Raw genomic sequence first — 21,343 nt, forward strand, 5'->3', positions numbered from 1 at the left:
ATGAAACGCATGAGAATGGCACTCGTCGCGGCAGCCGCGGTGTCGGCGCTCGCGCTCGCCGGCTGCGCCGGCAGCGGAGGCGACACGGCTGAGGAGACGTCGGCAGAGCCTGCGCCCACGTTCGAGGCCGGCACGACGATGGCGGAACTCTCCGAGGCGGGCACGATCACGATCGGCACCAAATTCGACCAGCCGCTCTTCGGGCTCAAGGGGCCGTCGGGCGATCCCGAGGGCTTCGACGTCGAGATCGGCAAGATCATCGCGAGCGAACTCGGCATCGATGAAGAGAACATCGAGTGGGTCGAAACGGTCTCCGCTAACCGTGAGCCGTTCATCGAGAACGGTCAGGTCGACATCGTCGTGGCGACGTACACGATCAACGACAAGCGCAAAGAGGTCGTCTCCTTCGCGGGCCCGTACTACACGGCAGGTCAGTCGATCCTCGTGCTCGCCGACAACGACGACATCGAGAGCGAAGAAGACCTCGTCGGCCAGCCCGTCTGCTCCGTCACCGGCTCGACGCCGGCAGCGAACCTGAAGGAGCTCGGCGCCGAGGTCATCGAGACCGACACCTACAGCAACTGCCTCGAGCCGCTCCGCAGCGGCCAGGTCGTCGCAGTGTCGACCGACAACGTGATCCTCGCGGGCCTCGCCGCCCAGAACGAGGGCGAGTTCAAGGTCGTCGGCACGCCGTTCACCGACGAGCCCTACGGCATCGGCCTCGCGCTCGAGGACACCGAGTTCCGCGACTGGATCAACGACGTGCTCGAAGAGGCCTACGAAGACGGCCGTTACGAAGAGGCGTGGAACTCCACCGCCGGAACCGTGCTGCCGTTCGTCGAGCCGCCGGCTGTCGACCGCTACTGATTCGACACGCGTCCCGGGCGAGCATCGCCCGGGACGCGTCCCATCCCTACTGACCGGAACGGAGACTCGTGGACGCCGTCATCGAGAACCTGCCGACCTACTTCGAGGGCTTCAGGATGACCCTGTTGCTCCTCGTGGTGAGCGGTATCTCGGCGCTCATCCTCGGCACGATCATCGCGGCGATGCGCATCTCGCCCGTCGGGTCGCTGCGCGGCTTCGCAACCGTCTACACCGAGCTCGTGCGCAACACGCCGCTCACGCTCGTGCTCTTCTTCTGCGCGATCATCCTGCCCTACCTCGGCTCGCGGCTCGACTACGTCACTGCCGCGATGATCGGCCTCGCGGTCTACACCTCGCCGTTCGTGGCCGAAGCCCTCCGCTCGGGCATCAACGGCGTGCCGCTCGGCCAAGCCGAGGCCGCACGCAGCGTGGGGCTCGGGTTCGGTCAGACGGTCAGCCTCGTGATCATGCCGCAGGCGTTCCGCATGACGATTCCGCCGCTCATCAACGTCTTCATCGCGCTCACGAAGAACACTTCGGTCGCGGGCGGCTTCTTCGTCTTCGAACTCTTCGCCGCGACCCGTGAGATCGCGAACGCGAACGGAAATGCGGTGATCGCGATCCTTCTGGCCGCCGCGACGCTCTACCTCGTGGTGACGATCCCGTTGGGCATCCTGGCCGGCCGACTCGAACGCAAGTGGGTGGTGCAGCGATGAGCAACTCATCGGTTCTCTTCGACGCTCCGGGGCCCAAGGCGCGCCGTCTGTCGTTGATCTCCTCGATCATCGCCGGCATTCTGATCCTCGCCGGAATCGGCTGGATCGTATGGACGCTCGCCCAGCCGCGCGACAGCGGGGGCATCACGCTTCCAGGCTTCTTCGACGCGAGTCGCTGGAACATCTTCGCCGACCCGGAGGTCTGGCAGTTCATCATCTTCGAGGGTGTGGCCGGTACCTTGCGCGCCGCACTCACCGCGGCGGTCTTCGCGGTCACGATCGGCGTCTTGTTCTCGCTGCTGCGCAGCTCGGAGCACGCTTGGATCCGCGTTCCGACCACGGTCGTGCTCGAGTTCCTGCGCGGCATGCCGGTGCTGCTCATGATGCTGTTCATCCTGCTCGTGCTGAACACCGGTTCGTTCTGGGCAGTGGTGGCGGCGCTCAGCCTCTACAACGGCGCGATCATCGGTGAAGCTCTGCGCGCGGGCCTCGTCGCACTTCCGCGCGGACAGCGCGAGGCCGGGCTCAGCCTCGGCATGCGGCCGCTGCAGTCGAAGATGCTCGTGGAATTCCCGCAGGCGTTCCGACAGATGCTCCCGATCATCGTCGCCCAGCTCGTCGTGCTCCTGAAAGACACCTCGCTCGGATTCATCGTCGGCTACAGCGAGCTGCTGCGTGTGAACATGAACAACCTCGGCAGCTTCTACGGCAACCGTTACCTGTTCTCGCTCTTCGTCGTGACGCTCGTGCTCTACCTGATCATGAACCTCTCACTCTCGTGGTTCGCACGCTGGCTGTCGCGGCGTACGGCGTCGAAGTCGAGCGGCAAGCGGCTGAACCCCGATGACCCGAACCAGGCGATGCTCGTCGCGCAGGCGACGGCCGCGGCGAAGCAGTCGTACACGCCCGGCAATTTCTGAACCGGTTCGCGTCCATCCGAGCAACTGAGCTAGCGACCGAGGACGACTAGACTCGTTTCTCGTGTCCGAGCCCCGTGAAATCACCGAGAACGCCGTCCAGACGGCGGTCGATGCAGCCCTCGCGGCGATCGCATCGGCCGGCGACTCCGCCGCGCTGAAGCAGGTCCGCACCGAGCACACCGGGGAGAAGTCCGCCCTCGCACTGCTCAACGCGCAGCTGCGCAACGTGCCGAACGATCAGAAGGCCGCGCTGGGCAAGCTCGTCGGCGGCGCCCGCGGCCGGGTGAGTCAGGCGTTCGCTGCACGTGAGGCCGAGATCCTCGAGGCCGAAGCTGTCGCGCAACTCGAGGCCGAGACGGTGGATGTCACGGCGCTCGCGTCACGATACCGGCCGGGCGCGCGGCATCCGCTGACCCTGCTGCAAGATCGCGTCTGCGACGTGTTCACCGGCATGGGCTGGGAGATCGCCGAAGGCCCCGAGGTCGAGAGCGAATGGTTCAACTTCGACGCGCTGAACTTCGACGCCGACCACCCGGCGCGCGCCATGCAGGACACCTTCTTTGTCGACCCGCCCGAGGCGCACCTCGTGCTGCGCACGCACACGAGCCCGGTGCAGATCCGATCGATGCTCGAACGCGATCTGCCGCTCTACGTGCTCGCCCCGGGTCGCGTCTACCGCACCGACGAATTCGACGCGACCCACCTGCCGGTCTTCATGCAGTTCGAGGGCGTCGCCGTCGACAAGGGCCTCACGATGGCGCACCTCAAGGGCACCCTCGATCACTTCGTGAAGTCGATCTTCGGCGACGAGGCGAAGATCCGCCTGCGCCCGAGCTACTTCCCGTTCACCGAGCCCTCCGCCGAGCTCGACTTCTGGCACCCGACCTTCAAAGACGGGCCGCGCTGGATCGAGTGGGGCGGCTGCGGCATGATGCACCCCAACGTGCTGAAGGCCGCCGGCATCGACCCCGAGGTGTACACCGGGTTCGCGTTCGGCATGGGCATCGAGCGCGGGCTCATGCTTCGCAACGATGTGCAGGACATGCGTGAAATGGTCGAGGGAGACATCCGTTTCTCCCAGCAGTTCGGAATGGTGGTCTGAAATGAGGGTGCCGCTCAGTTGGCTCGCCGAGTACGTCGAACTCGTGCCGGGCACGACGCCCGAAGACGTGCATGCCGCCCTCGTGAAGGTCGGCCTCGAAGAGGAGGACGTGCACACGTTCGACCTCGAGGGCCCGATCGTCGTCGGCGAAGTGCTCGAGTTCATCGAAGAACCGCAGACGAACGGCAAGACCATCCGCTGGTGCCAGGTTCGTGTCGCCCCTGAGGGCGAGCCCGCGGCCGACGGCGGCGACGCCGTACACGGCATCGTCTGCGGTGCCCGCAACTTCTTCGTCGGCGACAAGGTCGTGGTGACGCTTCCGGGTGCCGTACTGCCCGGTCCGTTCCCGATCGCGGCGCGCAAGACCTACGGACATGTCTCCGACGGCATGATCGCCTCGGCGCGCGAGCTCGGGCTCGGCGAAGACCACGACGGCATCCTGCGCTTGTCGACGCTCGGCATCGATGCGCCAGTCGGTACCGACGCGATTGCGTTGCTCGGCCTCGACGACGCCGCCATCGAGATCAACGTCACTCCCGACCGCGGCTACGCGTTCTCGATCCGCGGCGTCGCGCGCGAGTACGCCCACGCGACGGGCGCGCGGTTCCGCGACCCCGTCGAGCAGGTGACGGCGACGGATGTCTCGGCCGACGCGTTCTCCGTCGTGATCGACGACGCTGCACCGATCCGCGGCAGGCTCGGCTCCTCGGTCTTCGCCACGCGCATCGTGCGCGGTGTCGACCCGAGCCGCCCGACGCCGGCATGGATGATCGCACGGCTGAAGCTCGCCGGCATCCGCTCGATCTCGGTGCTCGTCGACATCACCAACTACGTCATGCTCGAACTCGGCCAGCCGATCCACGGCTACGACCTCGACCAGCTCCGCGGCGGCATCGTCGTGCGACGTGCGACGGCGGGGGAGAGGTTCACGACGCTCGACGGCAAGGAGCGCACACTCCACATCGAAGACCTCGTCGTCACCGACGACCGCGGCCCGATCGGGCTCGGCGGCGTCATGGGCGGTGCCGAGACCGAGATGGGTGACTCGACGCGCAATGTGCTCGTCGAGGCGGCGAACTGGGACCCGGTGTCGATCGCCCGCACCGCACGCCGTCACAAGTTGCCGAGTGAAGCGGCCAAACGCTACGAGCGTGGCGTGGACCCCGAGATCGCGGCTGCCGCAGTGTCGAGGGTCGCCCAGCTCATGGCCGACCTCGCCGGCGGCACCGCCGATGACGGCGGGTCCCTGATCCAGACCACCCCGCCGCGAACGCCGATCTTCCTGCCGCATGGCTTCGTCTCAGCGATCATCGGTGTCGAGTATTCCAACGAAGAGGTGCACGACGCGCTCGCCGAGATCGGCGGCGGCATCACCTCCGTCGACGGCGGCTTCTCGGTCGTGCCTCCCGCGTGGCGCCCCGACCTCACGGGCCGCGAAGAACTCGCGGAAGAGGTCGCCCGACTCATCGGGTACGACCGCATCCCGTCTGTGCTGCCCGTCGCCCCGCCCGGTCGTGGCCTCACCCGTTCGCAGCGGCTCCGCCGTCGCACCGCAGACACGCTCGCCGCGGCAGGCTCGACCGAGGTACTCTCGTTCCCGTTCGTGTCGGCCGAAGACAATGCCGTGTTCGGCAGCGCCGACGGCTCGCCCGTGGCATCCGTTCGCATCGCGAATGCGCTCGACCAGACCGCGCCGTTCCTTCGCCGTTCGGTGCTGCCGGGCCTCATCGGCGCCGCCCGTCGCAACCTCTCGCGCGGACTCACCGACCTCGACCTGTTCGAGATCGGCACGGTGTTCCTGCCCGAGCCGGGTCGTGTCTACGGCTCTGCCGAACTTCCGGTCGGCAACGCCAGACCGAGTGACGACGTGCTCGCGGCTCTCGACGCCGGCATCCCGCCGCAGCCCCGCCACCTGGGTGCGCTCATCATCGGCGATGTCGTGTCGAAGCAGCCTGGCCAGCCAGCGGTGCCAGCCGGCATCGCCGACGCGCTCGACCTCGTTCGCGCGGTCGAGCTTGCGACGGGCGCTCGCATCGAGTTCGTGCAGGGTCGGCATCGGGCGCTGCACCCGGGTCGCACCGCCGAGCTCCGCGTGAACGGCACGACCGTGGGCTTCGCAGGCGAGCTGCTGCCGGTTCTCGCCGATGAAGCGGATCTTCCCCGTGTCGTGGCCGTCGTCGAGCTCGACCTCGACGCCGTCATCGCACTGACGGAGCCGACCGTGGAAGCGCACACGATCGGCACGCTTCCGGCGGCGACGCAGGATCTCTCGCTCATCGCTCCGATCGAGGTGCCCGCCGCCGAGGTCGCCGCGGCAGTTCGCGAAGGTGCGGGAGAGCTGCTCGAGCAGCTTTCGCTCATCGACGACTATCGCGGCCAGGGCGTGCCGACAGGCTCGAAGAGCCTGACTTTCGCGCTCAGGTTCCGCGCGGACGACCGCACGCTGACCGCCGCCGAGGCGAGCGAAGCGAAGCTCGCGGGTGCAGCGCTCGCGCGTGAGCGCTTCGGGGCAGCCATCCGGGAATGACCACCCAGGCGCATTCGTTGAACGACGTCGTGACGATCATCAGGTCTGCGGTGGCCGATCACGGAGGGCGGCCGTTCATCGTCGGCGTCTCCGGTTTCGGCGGCTCGGGCAAGTCGACGCTTGCCCGGGCACTCGTCGAGCGCGTCCACGGTCCGGTCCGACTGCGCGGTGACGACTTCCTCGACCCGGTTCGCTCGCATCAGCGGTCGCGCGACTGGGACGGCGTCGAACGTGCCAGGATGCGCGCCGAGGTGCTCGAGCCGTACGCGTCCGGTCGGCAAGCAGTGTTCCGGCGCTACGACTGGTCGGCACGGAAGCTCGGCACGGCGGAGGAACTCGCGCCGGCCGAGGTGCTCGTCGTCGACGCCATCGGCCTGTTCCATCCCGACCTCGACGATTGTCTCGATCTGCGGGTCTGGGTGGATGTCGGGCTCGACGAGGCGACTCGACGCGGCATGGCCCGAGATCAGGCTGCCGGCAGCGATCACGACGCGCTCTGGCGCGAGGTCTGGGTGCCGAACGAGCGTGACTTCGACGCTGCATTCGCGCCGCGCGAGCTCGCTGACATCCGCTACGAACCGGAGCAGTAAGCTGCGGCGATCATCGATCAGGCGCCGTAGCGCGCTGCGATGCGGTCGAATGCGGCATCCAGCTGCTGGTCGACCACGCGCCGCGAGGCATCCGCGTCATACCAGTCGACGATCTCCTGAGCTCCGCGCCAGAATGGCACGGTCGCGCGGTACTCGGGCACGAGCGCCTTCACCTTCGCGTTGTCGAAGATGACCGAGTGCGACTTGTCGCCCAGAAGACCTGGGCCGTGCTCGGGCAGTTCTCGTGCCAACACGTCGCTCGCGACGTGCACCGGGTTGAACTCGGCGCCTGCGCCGGCAGCTCGTGCGAGCAGCGCGAAGATCTGGTTCCAGGTGAGCACCTCGTCAGAGGTGATCTGGAACGCCTCACCGACCGCGCGATCATTGCCCAGCAGCCCGGTGAACGCGACGGCGAAGTCCTCCGTGTGGGTGAGGGTCCAGAGGCTCGTGCCGTCGCCGTGCACGACGACCGGGGCGGCTCGGCGCATCCGATCGATCGCAGTCCAGCCGCCGAGGAGCGGAATGCTCGTGCGATCGTACGTGTGCGAGGGCCGGACGATCGTCGCCGGGAACCCGCGCTCGCGGTAGGCAGCGACGAGCAGGTCTTCGCTCGCGATCTTGTCGCGGGAGTACTGCCAGAACGGATTGCGCAGCGGGGTGGACTCGGTGATCGGCAGGCGGGCGACGGGCTTCTGGTACGCCGAGGCCGACGAGATGTAGACGTACTGCGCGCACCGCCCATCGAAGAGCTCGATATCGCGTGCGAGCTGCGCCGGGAAGAAGGAGCGGAAGTTCGCGACGACGTCGAACTCCTCGTCACCGATCGCGGTCGCGATGGATGCTGCGTCCCCGGCGTCTCCGATGAGCTGACGTGCCCCGGGGATCGGCGCACGCTGGCGGCTCGTGCCTCGGTTGAGAAGCGTGAGCTCGTCGCCTCGATCGATGACGCGAGCACTCGCCGCCGAGCTGATGACGCCATTGCCGCCGATGAACAGCACGCGCAGAGCCATGGTCTCCTCCTCGACGGCCGCGGTGGTCGCGGCACCGTCGTGTCGAGCCTAGGCCGCGAGATCTCGTGCTGACATCGGGCGGGCGGATGCTGATCATGGCCGGCGAGTGCCCGTCACCGCTTCGTGCGATTCGTTCTCGGCCTCGTCCGCGACGGTGTGCGGTTCGTGCCGCTTCCATCGGAACAGCATTGCGTAGACGGGACCGAACGCGAGCCAGAGCCCCGCGATGACGGTGAGTCGTGCGGCCATCGCCCAGAGCTGGTCAGACCAGATGTCCTCGAAACTCGTCGGAACCCCGGCTCCCGCGAGAGCGGCCATGAGGAGCAGGCACGGGAGCGCGATCGCCCACGCGACGAGCACTCGCAGCCATTCCCGCCACATGCGCCGGATATACGCGGGTCCGCTCTTCACCGGGGTTTCGGGGGGCGGGCCACCGGCGAATCGGAAGGCGAACCATCGGTCGGTCGCCGCGATGATCGAGTGACCGAACCCGACGGTGAATCCGAGGTAGATCGCCGCGAGCGCGTGGGCGACGCCGGGTTCGCCCCCGCCGGCGAGGTCGACCGCGGTGAGTGCGATGAGCAGGAGATCGGCGAGCGGGACGCAGAGGAGGATGACGCGGCTCGCCAGCTCACGGCGCAGAAGGTAGCGAGTCGCGAGTCCGCCGAAGAGGAGGAGCCAGAAGACGACCTCCACTCCGAGGATCGCGAAGATGAGAGGGCTGAGTCGGCCGTCGTCGAGAAGATGATCCATGCTTCGAGCCTTGCCCGTGATCCGAAGGCGCGCGTCGACCGAAATCGGTGTCATCGAGGTCGACGTGTACACACTTCGAATGACGGTCGGCCCGTCTGGCTCAGCCGGAGTGGGGTCGCGGGGGCCTTCTCAAGCTGCTTGCATGGAGGGATGGCTTCCCAACGCCTCCGCCCGCTTCTCGCGCGCCACTCGACGCTCGCCATGACGGTCGTCTACCTCGCGCTCGCCCTCGTGCTGCTGGCGGCGGGCTTGCGCGTCTCCTGGGTCGAGGCGCCCATCGAGCTCTCGTCCGATCTCGATGCGGTGCTCGATGTCGTCGTCGTCCTCGTGATCGCCGCGCTGCACGTCGTTCGGTACCGGGCTCCACTTGCGGTCGCGCTCATCTCCACGGCGGTGCTGTTCGCGTTCGGGGCCATCACCGGCGCCAGCCCGATCGGCGCCCTGATCATCGTGGTCGACCTGTTCTACGTCGTCGCCCTCACCTCCTCGTCACGCGGGGTCGACGTGATGATGTACGCGGCGAACGGGGCGGCTGTGCTCGCACTGCTCGCGCTCGCGCTCGCGCTGCCGGGCGGACCCCCCGAGGAGTTCGCGAGAGTGCTCTGGGTGCCGATGGCCCTCGGGCTCGTCCTGTGGTGGGGGCGCGCGGTGCGCGTTCCCCGGCTCGAGGCCGCGTCCGAACGCGAGCGGGCTGCGGCCGTCGAACGCGCCGCGGAATCAGAGCGCCGCGGCGCGCTCGCCGCCGAGCGCATGGGAATCGGGCTCGAGTTGCACGACCTCCTCGCCGGCCACGTCGTCGCCATCGCCATGCAGAGCGAGGCGGCACTCGCGACCGCGCGGCGCGAGCGTTCGGCGACGGCGAGCGGCCTCGAGGCGATCCGGGCATCGAGCCTCGAGGCGCTCGCCGAGTTGCGGTCGATGATCGATGTGCTCCGGAGCGACGGAGACTCCTTCGCAGCTCCAGCGACGCTCGCCGAGCTCGGCGACCTCGTCGCGCGTGCACGGTCGTCGGGCGCGACGATCGAGGTGGAGTCGGACGCCGTGGCCATCGCCCAGTTGCGGACAGCCGTTTCGGTCGCGGGGTATCGCATCGTCGCCGAGGGACTCGTGAACGCCGCCAAGCACGCTCCCGGCCGGGCCGTCGAAGTACAGGTCATCGTCGTCGAGTCCGATCTGCTGCGCATCCAGCTCTCGAACCCCGCCGGCTCGGACTCCGACGCGCTGCCACCGATCGCGGGGGGCCACGGCCTGATCGGCATCGTCGAGCGCGCCCGGCTTCTCGGCGGGCACGCTGAGGCTGGGCTCGCGGACGGACGGTGGAGGCTCCGCGCCGAACTTCCGCTCGGTCGAGGCGAGCCGGCCGACGAGAACGCGCAGACCGGAGCTGCCCGATGATCCGGGTGCTCGTCGTCGACGACCACGCAGCGGTGCGCGCGGGGCTGGGTGCCCTTCTCGCGGCGGCCGATGACATTGTGGTCGACGGGGAGGCGGGCAACGGGCGTGAGGCGATGCATCGACTCGAACAGTCGAGTTTCGACGTCGTGCTCATGGACGTGCAGATGCCCGTGCTCGACGGTGTTGCTGCAACGAGGCAGATCGTCGCGCGCCACGATGCCCGCGTTCTCGTGCTCACGACGTTCGGACTCGACGACATCGTGACCGCCGCGCTCGCCGCGGGGGCGGCCGGATTCCTCGTGAAGACCGCCACCGCCGACGAGCTCATCGCGGCCGTCCGGCGCATCGCCGCCGGCGACTCGGTCCTTGCTCCCGAGGTCACGGGCATGGTGCTCGACCGCTTGCGGAGGGTCGAGGCCGATTCGCTCGAGAGTCCGTTCCCCGAGGCATCCGCTCGGCTCGACAAGCTCACGGCCCGAGAGCGGGAGGTGTTCGACGCGCTCGCCCTGGGTCTTTCGAACGTCGAGATCGCCGATCGCCTTGTGATCACCGAGGCGACAGCGAAGACGCACGTGTCGCGAGTGCTCGGCAAGCTCGGGCTCGACTCGCGAGTGCAAGCGGCCCTGCTCGCCCGCCACGCGCACGAGCAGGGCCGCGCCCTCGGTTTGCGCGGCCCACGCGCCGCCCGGTAGGGTCGCACCATGTCCACCGCTCGGTTCGCCGCCTCCGCACGCGTTTCGCGTGTCGTCGTGGTGCGCAGCCGACGTCGTGGCGAGCGCCGACTCTAGGCGACCCCGCACGCGGCAGCGCAGCCGTCAGCAGGTGTCGCCGGAGCCATCCCTCGACCGCTTCGCCCTTTAAGGTGGAATCATGACGTTCTCCGTCGCCGTTTCCGGCGCGTCCGGCTATGCCGGAGGCGAGATCCTTCGCCTCCTCGCCGATCATCCCGACTTCGATGTGCGCACCGTGACCGCGCACTCCAACGCAGGCCAACCGCTCATCGCGGTGCAGCCGCACCTGCGCAGCTACACGCATCTCACCTTGAAAGAGACGACCGCCGAGACGCTCGCCGGTCATGACATCGTCTTCCTCGCTCTTCCGCACGGGGCATCCGGTGCGATCGCCGCCGAGTTGCCGGCTGAGACGCTCGTCATCGATTGCGGTGCCGATCACCGGCTCGAGAGCAAGTCGGACTGGGCGCAGTTCTACGGCGGTGACTTCCACGGTGCCTGGACCTACGGGGTGCCCGAGCTGCCGCGGCTGTCGGGTACCCAGCGTGACCGGCTCGCGAGGACGAAGCGCATCGCCGCGCCAGGCTGCAACGCCGCGACGGTGGCGTTGTCGCTCGCACCCGGCATCCGCGCCGGCGTCGTCGAGGCGGCCGACCTCGTCTCGGTACTGGCGGTCGGGCCCTCGGGCGCCGGCAAGAGCTTGAAGGCGCACCTGCTCGGTGCCGAGATCCTGGGCTCGGCGAACCCGTACTCGGTCGGCGGCGTGCATCGTCACATCCCCGAGATCCAGCAGGCGCTGCGCTGGGCGGGTGGGGCGCATCCCAGGATCTCGTTCACTCCGGTGATCGTGCCGATGGCGCGGGGCATCCTCGCGACCTCCACGGCGAAGATCGTGCCCGGCACGGATGCTGCGACGGTGCGTGCCGCGTGGGAAGACGCCTACGCGGGCGAACGGTTCGTGCAGTTGCTCCCGGCGGGCCAGTTTCCGCGCACCGGCGACGTGCTGGGCGCGAACACCGCCCTGCTCGGTCTCCAGATCGACGAGAACGCGGGCCGCATCGTCGTGATCGCCGCCGTCGACAACCTCGTGAAGGGCACCGCGGGTGCCGCCATCCAGTCCGCGAACATCGCACTCGGTCTCACCGAGTCGAGCGGTCTTCCCGTCAACGGAGTCGCCCCGTGACCGTCACACACCCCCAGGGGTTCGAAGCTGCAGGCGTCGCCGCCGGCATCAAGCGCACCGGAGCGCTCGACCTCGCGCTCGTCGTGAACCGAGGCCCGGCGCAAGAGGCGGCGGTCGTGTTCACCGCGAACCGCGCGCAGGCCAACCCGATCATCTGGTCGAAGCAGGTCGCGGCCGACGGCATCGTCTCGGCGATCGTGCTGAACTCGGGCGGCGCGAACTGCTTCACCGGGCCCGAGGGGTTCCAGGTCACGCACCGCACGGCCGAAGCTGCGGCCTCCGGGCTCGGGGTCGCCGCCGGTGACGTGCTCGTCTGCTCCACCGGGCTCATCGGCGACCAGCTCGACGGCGAGATCCTCGAAGAGGGTGTGCTGTCGGCGATCGCCCGGCTCTCCGCCGACGGCGGCGACGACGCGGCTCGAGCCATCATGACGACCGACACGAAGCCGAAGCAGGTCGTCGTCGAGGGTGACGGTTGGTCGATCGGCGGCATCGCGAAGGGCGCCGGCATGCTCGCGCCCGGTCTCGCGACGATGCTGGTGGTCGTCACGACGGATGCCTCGCTGCCGGCGTCAGACCTCGATTCCGCGCTCCGCGCCGCGACTCGCGTGACCTTCGACCGGCTCGACTCCGACGGATGCATGTCGACGAACGACCAGGTGTCGTTGCTCGCCTCCGGGGCATCCGGCGTCGCGCCCGACCTCGCCGACTTCACCGTGGCGCTCACCGAGGCGTGCAGCGACCTGGCTCTGCAGCTTCTGGCCGACGCCGAGGGCGCGAGCCATGACATCGCGATCGAGGTGGTCGGCGCCGAGACCGAAGACGACGCCGTCGAGGTCGGGCGTTCGGTGGCCCGCAACAACCTCTTCAAGGCGGCGATCTTCGGTAACGACCCGAACTGGGGCCGGGTGCTGGCGGCGATCGGCACCACGAGCGCACCGTTCGATCCGTACCTCGTCGACGTCTCGATGAACGGGGTCCGGGTCTGCCATGCGGGTCGCCCCGACGCGCCGCGCGACCAGGTCGACCTCACGCCGCGGGCCACGCACGTGCTCATCGAGCTGCACGCCGGCGAGGCATCCGCCACCATCTTCACGAACGATCTCACGCACGACTATGTGCATGAGAACAGCGCCTACGCGAGTTGAGCATGAGCGACGACACAGAACCAGACGATACGAACGACGCTGCGGCGAAAGCGCAGGTGCTCATCGACTCACTGCCCTGGCTGAAGCGGTTCCATAGCGAGACGATCGTGGTGAAGTTCGGCGGCAACGCCATGGTGAGCCCCGAACTGCAGCGCGCGTTCGCCGAAGACATGGTCTACCTGCGCTACGCGGGCATCAAGCCCGTCGTCGTGCACGGCGGCGGGCCGCAGATCTCGGCGATGCTCGAGCGCCTCGGCATCCCGAGCGAGTTCCGCGGCGGCTACCGGGTCACGACGCCCGAGACGATGGACGTCGTTCGCATGGTGCTCTCCGGCCAGGTGAACCGCGAGCTCGTCTCGCTCATCAACGAGCACGGACCGCTCGCCTCGGGCCTCTCGGGTGAAGACGCGGGGCTCTTCACGGGCCGTCGCCGCGGGGCGCTCGTCGACGGCGAAGAGGTCGATCTCGGTCTCGTCGGCGACGTCATCGCGGTCGATCCCGCCGCGGTGCTCGCCGAACTCGCCGCCGAGCGTATTCCGGTGGTCTCCTCGATCGCGCCCGACGGCGACGTCACCGGCCAGTCGCTCAACGTGAACGCCGACTCGGCCGCCGCAGCGCTCGCTGTCGCCCTCGGCGCCGCGAAGCTCGTCATCCTCACCGACGTTGCCGGCCTCTACCGCGACTGGCCGAATCGCGATTCGCTCGTCTCGGTCATCGACTCGCCTGCGCTCATCGACCTGCTGCCGAACCTCGAGTCGGGAATGATCCCGAAGATGTCCGCGTGCCTTGAAGCCGTCGAGGGCGGTGTGCCGAAGGCGGCCATCATCGACGGCCGGGTACCGCACTCGATCCTGCTCGAGGTCTTCACGCAGTCGGGCATCGGCACAGAGGTGGTCGCGGCATGAGCGACTGGCAGCAGCGCTTCGACCAGCGCATGATGGGCTCGATCGGCATGCCCCTCGCGAAGCTCGAGCACGGCACGGGCGCTTGGGTGACGGATGCCGCGGGCACGACGTACCTCGACTTCCTCGCCGGCATCGCCGTGAACTCGCTCGGGCATGCGCATCCCGTGTTCATCGAGGCCGTGACCGCGCAGGCGTCGAAGCTCGCACACGTGTCGAACTACTTCACGACCGAACCGGCCCTCGAGCTCGCCGAACGGCTCGTGCGGCTGGCCGGCGCAGAGCCCCAGGGGCGCGCCTGGTTCGGCAACTCGGGCGCGGAGGCCAACGAGGCGGCGTTCAAGCTCGCGAGGCTCAACAACTCGGGCGGGGCGCGCACGCGCATCCTGGCCCTCGTCGACGCCTTCCACGGCCGCACGATGGGCTCGCTCGCACTCACCGGTAAGCCGCACATGCGGGCGCCGTTCGAGCCGATGGTCGGAGGAGTGGAACACATCCCGGCGACGCTCGAGGCGCTCGAGGCATCCGTCGACGACGCGGTCGCCGCCGTCTTCGTCGAGCCCATCCAGGGCGAAGCCGGGGTCGTCGAGCTGCCCGAGGGCTTCTTGCAGGCCGCTCGCGAGCTGACTCATCGGCACGGAGCGCTGCTCATCGTCGACGAGATCCAGACGGGGGCCGGGCGCACGGGCGAATGGTTCGGCTTCCAGCACTCCGGCATCACGCCCGACGCGATCACCGTCGCGAAGGGCATCGGCGGCGGCATGCCGATCGGCGGGCTCGTGACCTTCGGCAGCGCATCCGCGCTGTACCAGAAGGGCCAGCACGGGTCGACGTTCGGCGGCAACCCGCTCGCAACCGCGGTCTCCAACGCCGTGCTCGGCGAGATCGAGCGCGCGGGTCTCGTCGAGAACGCCGCCGTGCGCGGCCCGCAGCTGCGCAAGCGCATCGAGGCGATCGGTTCGCCGCTCGTCGCCGGCACGCGTGGGCGCGGCCTCCTGATCGGCGTCGCCCTCACCGAACCGCTCGCCGGCCACGTGGTCGCCGAGGCGATGCGCGAAGGTCTCATCGTGAACGCCGCCAATGACCACACCATCCGCATCACGCCGCCGCTCATCATCGGCGACGCCGAGATCGCCGAGTTCGAGGTGCGATTCACGCGCGCCCTCACCAGCGCACTCGGCGAAGCTCATGCGCACTGACCTCACCGACTCCACTCACGAAACGGACGACACCTCACCATGACCCGCCACTTCCTCCGCGACGACGACCTCACTCACGCCGAGCAGACCGAGATCCTCGACCTCGCCGAGCAGTTGAAAGCCGACCGCTGGTCGCAGACACCGCTCGCCGGGCCCCAGACGGTCGCGGTGATCTTCGACAAGTCGTCGACGCGCACCCGCGTCTCGTTCGCGGTCGGCATCGCCGATCTCGGCGGTTCGCCGCTCATCATCTCCACCGCCAACAGCCAGCTCGGCGGCAAGGAGACTCCGTCGGACACCGCGCGAGTGCTCGAGCGCATGGTGTCGGCCATCGTCTGGCGCACCTATGCGCAGGCAGGCCTCGAAGAGATGGCGGCCGGCACGACCGTTCCGGTCGTCAATGCCCTGTCGGACGACTTCCACCCGTGTCAGCTGCTCGCCGATCTGCTCACGATCCGTGAGCACAAGGGCCGGCTCGCCGGACTCACCGTCACGTTCCTCGGTGATGGTCGCAGCAACATGGCGCAGTCCTACCTGCTCGCGGGTGCGACGGCCGGCATGCACGTGCGCGTCGCCGCGCCCGCAGAGTTCGCCCCCGAGGCATCCGTCGTCGCAGACGCCGAACGCATCGCCGCGACCACCGGTGGATCGGTCGCGGTGCTCACCGACGCGCGGGAGTCCGTGACCGGCGCCGACGTCGTCGTCACCGACACCTGGGTGTCGATGGGCAAAGAGGAAGAGAAGGCGCATCGCGTCGCGACGTTCGGCGGGTACCAGGTCGACGACGAACTCATGTCGACCGCGGCATCCGACGCCGTCTTCCTGCACTGCCTGCCCGCCGACCGAGGGTACGAAGTGACCGCCGACGTCATCGACGGCCCGCAATCGATCATCTGGGACGAAGCGGAGAACCGGCTGCACGCGCAGAAGGCGTTGCTCGTCTGGCTGCTCGCGAGGAAGGGTGCATGATGACCGACACGAACGACGCACCGGGCGCGAACGACGACGCTCACGGCACGAATGAGGGCTCCCTCTGGGGCGCACGGTTCGCCACCGGGCCGTCGCCCGAGCTCGCGCGCCTCTCGAAGTCGACGCATTTCGATTGGCAGCTTGCCGGCTACGACATCGCCGGCTCCCGAGCGCACGCCCGGGCTCTCGCCGCCGCGGGATACCTCTCGCCCGATGAGCTCGACGCGATGCTCGCTGGGCTCGACAGGCTCGAGGCCCGGGTCGTCTCGGGTGAGATCGTCGCCGGTGACGCCGATGAAGACGTGCACGGCGCGCTCGAGACCGCACTGATCGACATCGTCGGCCCCGAACTCGGCGGCAAGCTCCGCGCCGGTCGCAGCCGCAACGACCAGATCGCGACGCTCGTGCGCCTCTACCTGAAAGACCACGCCGCAACGATCGGGCGCGACCTCGTGCACCTGATCGACGCGCTGGCGGCCCAGGCCGACACGCACCGCACCGCGATCATGCCGGGGCGCACGCACCTGCAGCATGCGCAACCGGTGTTGCTCGCGCACCACCTGCTCGCGCACGCCTGGGCGCTCTCGCGCGATCTCGATCGACTCGTCGACTGGACGAAGCGAGTGGATGTCTCGCCGTACGGCGGGGGAGCGCTCGCCGGTTCGACACTCGGTCTCGACGCGGCATCCGTCGCCCGTGACCTGGGACTCGCCGCCCCTGCTGAGAACTCGATCGACGGCACCGCGAGCCGCGACGTCGTCGCCGAGTTCGCCTTCATCACGGCGATGATCGGCATCGACCTCTCGCGCTTCGCCGAAGAGATCATCCTCTGGAACACGCGCGAGTTCGGCTTCGTCACCCTCGACGACGGCTACTCGACGGGCTCGTCGATCATGCCGCAGAAGAAGAACCCCGACATCGCCGAGCTCGCGCGCGGCAAGTCGGGCCGCCTCATCGGCAACCTCACCGGCCTCCTCGCGACGCTGAAGGCGCTGCCGCTCGCCTACAACCGCGACCTGCAGGAGGACAAGGAGCCGGTCTTCGACTCGGTCGAGACGCTCGAGGTGCTGCTGCCGGCATTCACCGGCATGGTCGCGACGCTCACCTTCCATGTCGAGCGCATGGCAGAGCAGGCGCCGGTTGGCTTCTCACTGGCAACGGATGTCGCGGAGTGGCTCGTGAAGCGGCGGGTGCCGTTCCGCGATGCGCACGAGATCACCGGTGCGCTCGTACGCTACGCAGAGGAGCACGCCCTCGAGCTCGACGCGGTCGACGACGACGCCCTTGCGTCGATCTCGCCGCACCTGACTCCCGATGTGCGGGAGGTGCTCACAGTCGAGGGCTCGGTCGCGAGTCGTGACGGCATCGGCGGCACCGCCCCTGTGCGCGTCGCCGAGCAGTTCGCGCGGCTCGCCGACCGCGTGCGCCATCTCGTAGCGGGTCTTCCGGAGGCGCGGAGCTGAGCGAGCTCGTCACACAGGCACGGGAGTTCTTCGAACAGGATCCCGTGGCACTCGCGCCGCTCCTCCTCGGCGCGGTCTTGGCGTACGACGCGCCCGACGGTCGGGTCGCGATCCGGCTCTCCGAACTCGAGGCGTACCGAGGTGTCGGTGAAGACCCGGGCTCGCACGCGTTCCGGAGCCGAACCCCGCGCAATGAGGTGATGTTCGGTGCGCCCGCACACCTCTACGCGTATTTCAGCTACGGCATGCACGTCTGTCTGAACGTCGTGGCCCGACCCGTGGGCAGCTCATCGGGTGTGCTCATGCGCGGCGCGACGGTGGTCGAAGGTCTCGAGATCGCCAGACGCCGTCGCCCAGGCGTGAGTGATCGCGACCTCGCAAGGGGTCCTGGCCGGCTCTCGAAGGCACTGGGAGTTCCGCTCGACGCCGGCGGCAGCGACCTGCTCGCGGCGCCGTTCACACTGCGAGTGCCGAGCGTTCCGCTCCATCACGCGAGCGGCCCGCGCACGGGAGTCGGCGGCGCGGGCGGCGGATCGGAGTATCCGTGGCGATTCTGGCTGCCTGGTGACGAGGGTGTCTCGCCGTATCGGCGTCACAAGCTCGCCGCGGAGTGACGTTCGACGGGGAGCGGTCACTCGTCGCCGGAAGCAGGTACGTTCTCGCTGGCCGAACGACCGAGTTGCGGCATCCGCATCTCGTCATGCTCGTCAGCGCACGGCGAGGTGCACGACGAAGGCCGCCGCGCATGCCCAGATGAGGCTCGCGAAGGTACCGATGATGAATCGCTCGCGCGCCTCGGGTGCCTCGAGCTCGGTGAAACGGCCGACGCCTTTGACCGCGACGACGATGGCGAGCGCCTCGGGGAAACCGGCGATGATCGCTCCCGCCGAGGCGACGCGCTCGAGCACACCGATGGTGAGTCCTCCGCGCAGCACCTCGCGTCGGCTGCTGGACTGCACGCCGCGGTGCTCTTCGTCGGCTGATCGCTTGTCGGCGACGATGATGCCGCCGTGCAGGCCGGGTGCGACGGTGCCGCCCATGGCGAGGTCGAGCGCCGTGGCAGCGGCCGGGCTGCCGCCGAAGACCGCGATGGTGAGTCCGAGCACGGTGATCAGCGGCGAGAGCCCGAATTGCGCTGGGCCGGTCGCAGAGGCTGCGGCGAGCAGCGCGACCGCGAGCGTGCCCGCGGCGAACCAGATGTAGGCACGGCGCGGTCGAAGGTATGCCAGCACCGACAGCGCGGCGGCCGCGACCATGGCGATCAGCAGGGCGGACCAGGTGATGGCGTCGGCGATGACGACGAGGTGATTCATGTGCGGGCTCCCGTCGCGGCATCCAGATTCTCAAGCAGCCTAGCGAGCGCCGGCACGGCATCGAGCTCGGCTCGAATATTCGCCGACTTCACGCGTGAGCTGATCGCCGGCGCACTCACCCCGAGCTCTTCGGCGATGTCGGATTGGAGAGCGCCGGCGACGATGCGGTCGTAGACCTCCCAGCCCTGATCGGAACGCCGTTCGCGCAGGATGAGTGCGAGCTTGAAGATCGCCTCGACGTGCGCGGCATCATCATGGGCCGCCTCGATCGCGAGCCGGGGCGAGCTCTTCTTGGCCCGCTCGACTGCGTCTCTCGCGGCGAAGAAGGCCTCGCCGCTCGCTTCCCGGATATCGGCGGGCAGCGGCTCGCGCACAGCACCGCATCCCACGCCCACGCTCCAGGCGGCGTTCCGGGTGAGTTCGAAGACGACGTCGACCACGGTCCGAGCGTCACTCGTGAGCAGCTGTATCTCGTCTCCCGCGTTGCGAGCGACGGGGAGCCGGAGCCGATCGCCATGATCGCGCTGGATTCTGTCGCGTTCCACACCCGCCAGATCGGCGTTCGTACGACTGGCGACTTGGTCGGCGGTGACGACGATCATGGCATCTCCTTCACCTTGAATCCTTCATCGAGGTGCGCATAAGCGTACAACGTTAATAGTCGGCGGGTGGTTGCGGCCGCGGCGTGTCCGGATGGGAAGGTCAGAACCCCAACGTGAGACGGGAGGCGACCTGCCTTCACCTTGGTTCCTTCATTGAGGCTGACGTAACTATAAAGCCTTAATCGATCGAGGGTTAGAGGTCGAACCTAATCGCCCCGCTGATACCCTGACGGAGTGTCAGACCCCGCGATCCTCAGTACCCAGCAGAACGACGCCTCCTTCGCAGACGTCTGGGAGGAGCTCGTCTGGCGTGGCCTCGTGCACGTCTCGACCGATCAGGCTGCGCTGAAAGACCTCCTCGCGGGCGAGCCGATCACGTATTACTGCGGGTTCGATCCCACTGCGCCGAGCCTGCACCTGGGCAACCTCGTGCAACTCCTCGTGATGCGACGCCTCCAGCTGGCCGGCCACAAGCCGCTCGGCCTCGTCGGCGGTTCGACGGGCCTGATCGGCGACCCGAGGCCCTCTGCCGAGCGCACGCTGAACACGAAGGAGACCGTCGCCGAGTGGGTCGGGTACCTGCAGGGCCAGGTTTCGAGGTTCCTCTCCGCCGAGGGCGAGAACCCTGTTCGGCTCGTGAACAACCTCGACTGGACGGGCGGTCTCTCCGCAATCGACTTCCTCCGTGACATCGGCAAGCACTACCGAGTCGGAACGATGTTGAAGAAAGACGCCGTCGCCTCGCGGCTCAACTCCGATGCCGGTATCAGCTACACCGAGTTCAGTTACCAGATCCTGCAAGGGTTCGACTACCTCGAGCTCTACCGCCAGTACGGGTGTGTGCTGCAGACGGGCGGCAGCGACCAGTGGGGCAACCTCACGAGCGGCACCGATCTCATTCACCGGGTCGAGGGCGCGAGCACGCATGCGATCGGCACGCCGCTGGTCACCAATAGCGACGGCACGAAGTTCGGCAAGAGCGAAGGCAACGCGATCTGGCTGGATGCCGCGATGTGCAGCCCGTACGCGTTCTACCAGTTCTGGCTCAATACCGACGATGCCGATGTCATCTCACGGCTGAAGATATTCACGTTCCTCAGCCGGGAGCGCATCGATGAGCTCGAGCAGCTCGTTGAAACCGAGCCGTTCAGGCGAGAGGCGCAACGGGTGCTCGCCACCGAGGTGACCACACTGGTGCACGGTACGGATGCCACGGCGGCCGTCATCGCTGCGTCGCGTGCCTTGTTCGGTCAAGGCGACCTCGCCACTCTCGATCCCGCGACACTCGAGGCCGCCTTGCGCGAGCTGCCGAACACCACGAGTGCAGCGGATGCCCCGATCGTGCAGCTCCTCGTCGACACCGGCCTGGTCTCGAGCCAGAGTGAGGGCCGGCGCGCGATCGCACAGGGGGGAGTGTCGCTCGACAATGTGCGCATCGACGACGAGGCGGCAACCCTCGATGGTCGCGTCGCTGCCGGCGGCATGGCGGTCCTCCGCCGTGGCAAGAAGACGCTCGCGGGAATCTTCGTCGAGTAGTCGTTCACGACGACGTCCAGGGCTCCGGTCGCTCACTTCGGTGAGGGCCCGGAGCCCTTCTGTTTCCGCGGCTCAACACGCGACACGCCCGGGATGCGGCCAGAAGTTGCACGCCCCCCGGAATCCACGTAATGTAATCACTCGTTGCCCCACAGGAGCGGAAGAGCGGCAGAGTCGATCAGCCAAGTGCTGAGAAACGTCCAGCTCATCCTCCTCAAGTGGCACGAAGATCCCAAACCATGAAGACTTCTTCTTCGTGTGTTTGAAGCGTTCGGTTCCGTCCTTTTCAGGATGCCCGAATGAGAACGAAAAGCTCCGGCAGTTCGATCCGATCAGGTTCGAGCACCGGGTGCGTCCGTTCCTTGAGAACTCAACAGCGTGCACTATGTTCAATGCCAATTTTTGAACCCCATCCGG

At 68.1% G+C, this 21,343-nt stretch carries 21 protein-coding genes; 16 read left to right on the forward strand and 5 right to left on the reverse strand.

Features of this window, described 5'->3' with window-relative positions; all coding sequences use genetic code 11:
- The 6 genes from AC1C2T_RS11665 (at nt 1) to AC1C2T_RS11690 (ending at nt 6,722) form a co-directional block, all read left to right on the forward strand.
- Complete coding sequence (locus AC1C2T_RS11665) at nt 1-867, forward strand: glutamate ABC transporter substrate-binding protein (protein ID WP_495385357.1); 867 nt, start codon at nt 1-3, stop codon at nt 865-867.
- A 68-nt stretch (nt 868-935) separates the two neighbouring features.
- A complete protein-coding gene (locus AC1C2T_RS11670) occupies nt 936-1,583 on the forward strand; it encodes an amino acid ABC transporter permease (protein WP_495385358.1) in 648 nt (215 codons plus the stop codon).
- The gene (locus tag AC1C2T_RS11675) at nt 1,580-2,503 is read left to right on the forward strand and encodes an amino acid ABC transporter permease (protein ID WP_495362721.1); all 924 of its coding nucleotides are present in this window, start codon (nt 1,580-1,582) and stop codon (nt 2,501-2,503) included. The genes AC1C2T_RS11670 and AC1C2T_RS11675 overlap by 4 nt, the downstream gene beginning before the upstream one ends.
- A gap of 61 nt (nt 2,504-2,564) precedes the next feature.
- Nucleotides 2,565-3,605 carry a phenylalanine--tRNA ligase subunit alpha gene (pheS, locus tag AC1C2T_RS11680; protein ID WP_495385359.1) on the forward strand — a complete coding sequence of 347 codons (1,041 nt, stop codon included), beginning with the start codon at nt 2,565-2,567 and terminating at the stop codon, nt 3,603-3,605.
- A 1-nt stretch (nt 3,606) separates the two neighbouring features.
- On the forward strand, nt 3,607-6,132 hold the full coding sequence (pheT, locus tag AC1C2T_RS11685) for a phenylalanine--tRNA ligase subunit beta (protein WP_495385360.1): 2,526 nt from the start codon (nt 3,607-3,609) through the stop codon (nt 6,130-6,132).
- On the forward strand, nt 6,129-6,722 hold the full coding sequence (locus AC1C2T_RS11690; protein WP_495385361.1) for a uridine kinase family protein: 594 nt from the start codon (nt 6,129-6,131) through the stop codon (nt 6,720-6,722). Before pheT ends, AC1C2T_RS11690 begins: the two co-directional genes overlap by 4 nt.
- 17 nt (nt 6,723-6,739) lie before the next feature.
- Here AC1C2T_RS11690 and AC1C2T_RS11695 read toward each other — a convergent pair whose 3' ends face one another.
- Both AC1C2T_RS11695 and AC1C2T_RS11700 read right to left on the reverse strand, forming a co-directional pair.
- A complete protein-coding gene (locus AC1C2T_RS11695) occupies nt 6,740-7,732 on the reverse strand; it encodes an NAD-dependent epimerase/dehydratase family protein (RefSeq protein ID WP_495385362.1) in 993 nt (330 codons plus the stop codon).
- Between the two features lie 93 nt (nt 7,733-7,825).
- Nucleotides 7,826-8,485 (reverse strand): hypothetical protein, encoded by a 660-nt coding sequence (locus AC1C2T_RS11700; RefSeq protein WP_495362726.1) that lies wholly within the window; start codon nt 8,483-8,485, stop codon nt 7,826-7,828.
- Between the two features lie 150 nt (nt 8,486-8,635).
- On the opposite strand from AC1C2T_RS11700, the gene AC1C2T_RS11705 reads away from it, so the two are divergent.
- The 9 genes from AC1C2T_RS11705 to AC1C2T_RS11745 all read left to right on the forward strand — a co-directional run bounded on the left by AC1C2T_RS11705 (nt 8,636) and on the right by AC1C2T_RS11745 (nt 18,089).
- Nucleotides 8,636-9,880 (forward strand): sensor histidine kinase, encoded by a 1,245-nt coding sequence (locus tag AC1C2T_RS11705; RefSeq protein WP_495385363.1) that lies wholly within the window; start codon nt 8,636-8,638, stop codon nt 9,878-9,880.
- Nucleotides 9,877-10,572: a response regulator gene (locus tag AC1C2T_RS11710; RefSeq protein ID WP_495385364.1), complete on the forward strand. Its 696-nt coding sequence runs from the start codon at nt 9,877-9,879 to the stop codon at nt 10,570-10,572. Before AC1C2T_RS11705 ends, AC1C2T_RS11710 begins: the two co-directional genes overlap by 4 nt.
- Before the next feature lie 178 nt (nt 10,573-10,750).
- On the forward strand, nt 10,751-11,794 hold the full coding sequence (gene argC, locus AC1C2T_RS11715; protein ID WP_495385365.1) for an N-acetyl-gamma-glutamyl-phosphate reductase: 1,044 nt from the start codon (nt 10,751-10,753) through the stop codon (nt 11,792-11,794).
- Nucleotides 11,791-12,942, forward strand: a complete 1,152-nt coding sequence (gene argJ, locus AC1C2T_RS11720) for a bifunctional glutamate N-acetyltransferase/amino-acid acetyltransferase ArgJ (protein WP_495362730.1) — start codon at nt 11,791-11,793, stop codon at nt 12,940-12,942. Before argC ends, argJ begins: the two co-directional genes overlap by 4 nt.
- Before the next feature lie 2 nt (nt 12,943-12,944).
- Entirely contained in the window at nt 12,945-13,847 is a 903-nt protein-coding gene (gene argB, locus AC1C2T_RS11725; protein WP_495385366.1) for an acetylglutamate kinase, read from the forward strand.
- Entirely contained in the window at nt 13,844-15,043 is a 1,200-nt protein-coding gene (locus AC1C2T_RS11730; protein ID WP_495385367.1) for an acetylornithine transaminase, read from the forward strand. Before argB ends, AC1C2T_RS11730 begins: the two co-directional genes overlap by 4 nt.
- Before the next feature lie 39 nt (nt 15,044-15,082).
- Nucleotides 15,083-16,012, forward strand: coding sequence for an ornithine carbamoyltransferase (gene argF / locus AC1C2T_RS11735; RefSeq protein WP_495385368.1), 930 nt, complete (start codon nt 15,083-15,085; stop codon nt 16,010-16,012).
- On the forward strand, nt 16,012-17,475 hold the full coding sequence (gene argH, locus AC1C2T_RS11740; RefSeq protein WP_495385422.1) for an argininosuccinate lyase: 1,464 nt from the start codon (nt 16,012-16,014) through the stop codon (nt 17,473-17,475). The genes argF and argH overlap by 1 nt, the downstream gene beginning before the upstream one ends.
- Nucleotides 17,472-18,089: a DNA-3-methyladenine glycosylase gene (locus AC1C2T_RS11745; protein WP_495362762.1), complete on the forward strand. Its 618-nt coding sequence runs from the start codon at nt 17,472-17,474 to the stop codon at nt 18,087-18,089. The genes argH and AC1C2T_RS11745 overlap by 4 nt, the downstream gene beginning before the upstream one ends.
- A gap of 93 nt (nt 18,090-18,182) precedes the next feature.
- Here AC1C2T_RS11745 and AC1C2T_RS11750 read toward each other — a convergent pair whose 3' ends face one another.
- Nucleotides 18,183-18,788, reverse strand: a complete 606-nt coding sequence (locus AC1C2T_RS11750; RefSeq protein ID WP_495362735.1) for a hypothetical protein — start codon at nt 18,786-18,788, stop codon at nt 18,183-18,185.
- Nucleotides 18,785-19,390: a DNA-binding protein gene (locus tag AC1C2T_RS11755; RefSeq protein ID WP_495362736.1), complete on the reverse strand. Its 606-nt coding sequence runs from the start codon at nt 19,388-19,390 to the stop codon at nt 18,785-18,787. Before AC1C2T_RS11755 ends, AC1C2T_RS11750 begins: the two co-directional genes overlap by 4 nt.
- A gap of 234 nt (nt 19,391-19,624) precedes the next feature.
- On the opposite strand from AC1C2T_RS11755, the gene tyrS reads away from it, so the two are divergent.
- Nucleotides 19,625-20,926: a tyrosine--tRNA ligase gene (gene tyrS / locus AC1C2T_RS11760; RefSeq protein ID WP_495385369.1), complete on the forward strand. Its 1,302-nt coding sequence runs from the start codon at nt 19,625-19,627 to the stop codon at nt 20,924-20,926.
- A 72-nt stretch (nt 20,927-20,998) separates the two neighbouring features.
- Here the strand turns inward: tyrS and AC1C2T_RS11765 are convergent.
- Nucleotides 20,999-21,343, reverse strand: a 345-nt coding sequence (locus AC1C2T_RS11765; RefSeq protein WP_495385370.1) for a hypothetical protein, incomplete at its 5' end; no start/stop codon positions are given.

It is taken from the genome of Agromyces sp. Y558 (genome assembly GCF_059445415.1).

What these genes read in the sequence shown, in the direction of transcription:
- AC1C2T_RS11695 (WP_495385362.1), bottom strand. Translation starts at nt 7,732, where the DNA reads ATGGCTCTGCGCGTGCTGTTCATCGGCGGCAATGGCGTCATCAGCTCG.
- AC1C2T_RS11690 (WP_495385361.1), top strand. Translation starts at nt 6,129, where the DNA reads ATGACCACCCAGGCGCATTCGTTGAACGACGTCGTGACGATCATCAGG.
- AC1C2T_RS11665 (WP_495385357.1), top strand. Translation starts at nt 1, where the DNA reads ATGAAACGCATGAGAATGGCACTCGTCGCGGCAGCCGCGGTGTCGGCG.
- pheT (WP_495385360.1), top strand. Translation starts at nt 3,607, where the DNA reads ATGAGGGTGCCGCTCAGTTGGCTCGCCGAGTACGTCGAACTCGTGCCG.
- argB (WP_495385366.1), top strand. Translation starts at nt 12,945, where the DNA reads ATGAGCGACGACACAGAACCAGACGATACGAACGACGCTGCGGCGAAA.
- AC1C2T_RS11755 (WP_495362736.1), bottom strand. Translation starts at nt 19,390, where the DNA reads ATGATCGTCGTCACCGCCGACCAAGTCGCCAGTCGTACGAACGCCGAT.
- AC1C2T_RS11710 (WP_495385364.1), top strand. Translation starts at nt 9,877, where the DNA reads ATGATCCGGGTGCTCGTCGTCGACGACCACGCAGCGGTGCGCGCGGGG.
- AC1C2T_RS11730 (WP_495385367.1), top strand. Translation starts at nt 13,844, where the DNA reads ATGAGCGACTGGCAGCAGCGCTTCGACCAGCGCATGATGGGCTCGATC.
- AC1C2T_RS11675 (WP_495362721.1), top strand. Translation starts at nt 1,580, where the DNA reads ATGAGCAACTCATCGGTTCTCTTCGACGCTCCGGGGCCCAAGGCGCGC.
- argF (WP_495385368.1), top strand. Translation starts at nt 15,083, where the DNA reads ATGACCCGCCACTTCCTCCGCGACGACGACCTCACTCACGCCGAGCAG.
- AC1C2T_RS11750 (WP_495362735.1), bottom strand. Translation starts at nt 18,788, where the DNA reads ATGAATCACCTCGTCGTCATCGCCGACGCCATCACCTGGTCCGCCCTG.
- AC1C2T_RS11700 (WP_495362726.1), bottom strand. Translation starts at nt 8,485, where the DNA reads ATGGATCATCTTCTCGACGACGGCCGACTCAGCCCTCTCATCTTCGCG.
- argH (WP_495385422.1), top strand. Translation starts at nt 16,012, where the DNA reads ATGACCGACACGAACGACGCACCGGGCGCGAACGACGACGCTCACGGC.
- AC1C2T_RS11705 (WP_495385363.1), top strand. Translation starts at nt 8,636, where the DNA reads ATGGCTTCCCAACGCCTCCGCCCGCTTCTCGCGCGCCACTCGACGCTC.
- argC (WP_495385365.1), top strand. Translation starts at nt 10,751, where the DNA reads ATGACGTTCTCCGTCGCCGTTTCCGGCGCGTCCGGCTATGCCGGAGGC.